This window comes from Lentilactobacillus kisonensis DSM 19906 = JCM 15041, from assembly GCF_001434135.1.
Lineage (GTDB): Bacteria > Bacillota > Bacilli > Lactobacillales > Lactobacillaceae > Lentilactobacillus > Lentilactobacillus kisonensis.
Window position 1 is genome coordinate 1 of record NZ_AZEB01000058.1, and the last position, 4,192, is coordinate 4,192.

5 protein-coding genes and 2 pseudogenes are annotated in these 4,192 nt (G+C 38.8%); 1 reads left to right on the plus strand and 6 read right to left on the minus strand.

Translation table 11 applies throughout. The annotated features are described in order from the left end of the window. Positions 1-392: SpaA isopeptide-forming pilin-related protein (locus FC98_RS14810; protein ID WP_056949740.1), on the plus strand; the 392-nt coding region annotated here is incomplete at its 5' end. A 370-nt stretch (positions 393-762) separates the two neighbouring features. Here the strand turns inward: FC98_RS14810 and FC98_RS13425 are convergent. The 6 genes and pseudogenes from FC98_RS13425 to FC98_RS13445 all read right to left on the minus strand — a co-directional run. Next, positions 763-1,161 carry a pyridoxamine 5'-phosphate oxidase family protein gene (locus tag FC98_RS13425; protein WP_008855217.1) on the minus strand — a complete coding sequence of 133 codons (399 nt, stop codon included), beginning with the start codon at positions 1,159-1,161 and terminating at the stop codon, positions 763-765. Positions 1,162-1,268: 107 nt separating this feature from the next. Then, positions 1,269-1,472: pseudogene (locus FC98_RS15385) on the minus strand (hypothetical protein); the annotation flags it as partial. Positions 1,473-1,682: 210 nt separating this feature from the next. Then, entirely contained in the window at positions 1,683-2,192 is a 510-nt protein-coding gene (locus tag FC98_RS13430; RefSeq protein WP_056949741.1) for an alcohol dehydrogenase, read from the minus strand. A gap of 29 nt (positions 2,193-2,221) precedes the next feature. After that, a complete protein-coding gene (locus FC98_RS13435) occupies positions 2,222-2,506 on the minus strand; it encodes a BRCT domain-containing protein (RefSeq protein WP_008855214.1) in 285 nt (94 codons plus the stop codon). Between the two features lie 5 nt (positions 2,507-2,511). Continuing rightward, entirely contained in the window at positions 2,512-3,162 is a 651-nt protein-coding gene (locus tag FC98_RS13440; protein WP_054656161.1) for a recombinase family protein, read from the minus strand. A gap of 269 nt (positions 3,163-3,431) precedes the next feature. Continuing rightward, a pseudogene (locus FC98_RS13445) lies at positions 3,432-4,181 on the minus strand (IS3 family transposase); the annotation flags it as partial. Positions 4,182-4,192: the final 11 nt, after the last annotated feature.

Genomic DNA, 4,192 nt, shown 5'->3' on the forward strand with positions numbered 1-4,192 from the left:
AAAATCATAGATCTTGGACAGCTTCTAAGAAGAATGGCACTAAGATCGCTAGCGGTTTGACGACAGATGCTAAAGGCCAGATCCAAGTCAATGATTTGAAGCCAGGTGACTACTACTTTGTTGAAACAGCAGCACCAGCTGGTTATAAACTGAGTAACGACAAAATATCGTTTACGATCAAGCTTCAACTCAGTAATGAATCGGCTGTGGTTGTGGCGAAGAACTTTAAGAAGAGTACACCACCAAACACCAATGACAATCACGGCAATGGTCAAAAAATGCCAAATACAGGAGATGTCAATAACGTTGGCATGACACTGATTGGGATACTTTCTGTTCTTGGTTTACTCGTTTATAGCTTCTTCAAACCTTACCGACGAGAACGTCAATAAGGTATATGTCACAAATTTCGATACTGAATACTTTTATAGCGAGACGATGCGACATGAATGATTATTAGAAAACCAGGTTCATCGGAGACGACTTTCCATAGTGGAAGCCGTCTTTTTTGATGCTTCATTTTTATTGAATGATTTGTATCCAATAGCATAAAAAAAGCGTGTCAAAGGTCGACACGCTCGAAGTAATGGCGTTAACAGTAAGCTATGGGTTTCTTAAGAATTCGACGTACTTCCATCACTTCTAAACAAAGTATAACAAAACTGCTTGCTAATGAATACTTAATGACATGAAATAAACACTGTATGAGTTTGGACACTAAAAAGTTCTTCGACTTACTCGGTTGAATTTGTTTTAAAAACCCTAGGCGATTTGAATGCCAGCCTCTAAGGTGTTATCCAATTTATAGATTCGTTCAACATCAATGACCACTACGCCAGCGCGTGGGAAACGGTCAAAAATGTTAGTTTGATCTAAAATATGATTAGCAAAATCATCTGTTTCATGAATATGAGCCGTTCCCTCAAAGCGAAATCCCTGTTGAGCGCCTCTATCAGCAACCGCAACCGCTGCCAAATGGTTGCTCGAGAGATTATCATAGGCTTGCCTGAAGGTATGCTCAAAGTAGATTAAATGTGAGTCATCTAAGACATGTAGTGAGCCCTTGGGACCAACTTGAGGTTTGCCATCTATTCCTGTTGTTGCTAGGAAGGGGAGCTGACTCTTTAACATATTCTTCATTTCTTCTGTAAGATTTACCATTTAATTTTCTCCGATCAACACGACATTACGCTTTCCAACTACTTTTAGTAAGTATATTGCCGATATTCTGTTTTGTCAATCCTATGTCCCCAGATGAACACCGCAGACTAGGATCGCTGAAAGGTTAACAAGATCCTTTTGCTTGTTAGATTAGTTAGGCAAACGTGTTTATATCCTTGGTCATACTCAGGATAGATGGGCATTGTGAGTGCAACAGGACTTAGTTGCTTGTATGCTAGGCAATGTTGGCCTTGATACAGAGGATCACACTGTTTCTGATCTGGATGATAACCTCGTTTTTCCATTTCACGACGCTGTCCCAATAATTGTTGTCCTGGGAGTTTGTCGAATTAAGTCTTGATGCCACAAACACACGCTACGGCTTCTTTTCTTGCAAACTGATCTTAGTATTTAGGGCAGTTGCATGATTACGGAATTGAACCATTTTATAATGAATCGGCTTTTCTATAAGTCTATAGAAAGTGCAGGTAATGGCATTTTCTCCAGATCGGATTGTCTAATCAATTTAATTGATTTTTTTGGTGTGTTTGATTATATTGCTTTTGCAAAGGTACAATATACCTTTTCTCTGCTGCCTTGCGAGCAGCGATGGCATCCTCCATATGAATATATACATGATTTAGGACAAGATGGCCTTGAAAGTACAGCCTTGCGATCCACTTTTGAGCAGTTTTATCCCAACTAACTCCGATAACGCCAGATTTGTTATTGGACCGTTTAAGTGTAGAAGCAACTAAATTTGTTCGATTGATTAGTTGAAAATTCTTGGGATTGCCCATGTATTTTTTAGTCTGGTTATTAGCTTTTATGTTTGATCTGCTTATTTCTGATCGCAAACACCCGCAACTGCGAGTGAATCCTTTTTGAAGTCGTTGACTGTCAACAATACATTTATTTCCACATTGACATTGACAGAGCCAAAGCGCGTTGCCATTAGAACTGCTTCCAAAAAAACTAATAACTGTGAGTCGCCCAAATGTTTGATTGGCCAAATCGATACGCTTTTGCATACTAATTCCCCCGTTTGATAAGAAGGCACTTAAAGAGTTGCTTTCAATTGATCTAATCGCCATTGGCACCATGAAATAAAGGCTAATTCGTCAATCTTTGGAATGCCATAGGTTCTAGCATACGTTAACTTTTGAGTGGTAAGTAGTTGATCATAGGGTTTACTAATAATACCAACCACAAGGATATCGACATTTTTGTCAATCCCGTTGACAGGTTTTGCTCCTAGAATAGTTGCTAACTGTTGTGCCTGAGAACGACGAAAAGATCGTAAACGACCGGTAAAGAGAATCCTTTTTCCCCTTAAATCTACCATGATGTTTACCTCTCACTAGAGGGAACCTTAGCTAGATCTTCTGCCTGATACTTTTCGATGCGATATAAAGTTACTGGTGCAATGCCTAACATGCGAGCAATTTGTCGTTTTGTCAGAGTTTCATCTCCGTCTTTCTTCTTATTTAAAAGGCGACAGGCTTCTTTATATATATAGCGTTTTTGACGATTAGGTGAATGAGGACCATATTCGCGAATTTTTCCTTTATATTTGCCCTGGCGTTTGGCGATTTCTATGCCTTGTTGTTGCCGTATCTTAATAGTTTCGCGCTCTTCTTGAGCAATATACTTATATAGTTCGACAATAATTGTCGTAATCAAGTTACGAAGGTTAGGATCTTCAATACTTGCAAAGCTAGGCAGGTTTAGAACATTCAATTGAGCTCCATGATGCCGAATGGTTTCGATGATGTCAGTCAAATCATGAGAATTGCGACCAAGTCGATCAAGGCTCAATACCACTACTTCATCATCATCACGAATATAGTCTAACATTGCTTTTAGTTGAGGACGATCGGCATTTTTACCTGAAAGCTTCTCTTGAAACATTTTATTAACACCGGCATCATGTAGCTGTTCAATTTGACGTGCAAGATTTTGATCACGCGTACTAACACGCGCATAACCGATTTTAGCCAATTCCAGGTCACCTCCGGGTCACTTATATGTAACTAATAATACTCCCTTCTCTCTTTAGTTACAATAGGGTAGGCCCTATTGTATTCGAAAGATTTTCTCAACAATTTGAGAAGATCTTTTTGTAAAAGAAAGTCTAGATATTGAATAGAGATTAAGCAGTATACAACTGACCGTATTTTTTTAAAATCATTTCTCAGTTACTAATTTTAGATACCAAAAAGAGGTAGAATCTCATCGTGCTCCTACGTCAAGTTTTGGTACTTAAAAAATTAGCCGTTTATCCTAATTCTTTCGGTGTTATACCAGTTAATGTAATTTTCAACTCTGAGGACTAAGTCCTCAAAACTAGTAAAACGTGTTTGAAAAATAAATTCTCGTTTAAGTAGCGAATGGAAAGCTTCGAGCGGACCGTTATCATATGGATAACCTTGTTTGGAATATGAATGCCTAATCAGGTGCCGCTTTAACAGGCCTTCATAAGCAATACTGGTGTATTGTGAACCCATATCAGAGTGCAAAAAGGTTGGCTTAGAAGCCCTGCTCAAGGCTTGCAACAATGTCTTAATAATCAGTTTCGATGCCATCTCCTTGCCAATGTTGAAAGCGATGATTTGCTTACTAGTTTGGTCAAAGATGGTACTTAGATAGACCCAAGTGCTTGGTCTTAGTTCTAGGTAGGTTATGTCAGCACGCCAAATAGTTCCGATTGGATGGTTCTTAATCAAGTTAGGCCGTTGAGAATAATCTACATGAGTGCCTGGCTTCTTAAAACGCCGCCCCATTAGTGATCGAATGCCTAACTCCTGCATTAATCGGTAGACACGATTGGGGCCAATGACTACACCAAGTCTTCTCATGGCAATTGTGATCCGAGGGTACCCATAGGCTTTATAATTATTTTTCCAAATTTCAAAGATCTGGCTTTTTAAAATCGTATCTTGTTTATCATGACGACTTATCTGATAGTGTTTCCAATGATAATACGTACTTTTAGAAAGCCCTAAGAAGCTGTCTAAAATCTCTTAAGTAA

What these genes read in the sequence shown, in the direction of transcription:
- FC98_RS13430 (WP_056949741.1), bottom strand. Translation starts at nt 2,192, where the DNA reads ATGCAAAAGCGTATCGATTTGGCCAATCAAACATTTGGGCGACTCACA.
- FC98_RS13425 (WP_008855217.1), bottom strand. Translation starts at nt 1,161, where the DNA reads ATGGTAAATCTTACAGAAGAAATGAAGAATATGTTAAAGAGTCAGCTC.
- FC98_RS13435 (WP_008855214.1), bottom strand. Translation starts at nt 2,506, where the DNA reads ATGGTAGATTTAAGGGGAAAAAGGATTCTCTTTACCGGTCGTTTACGA.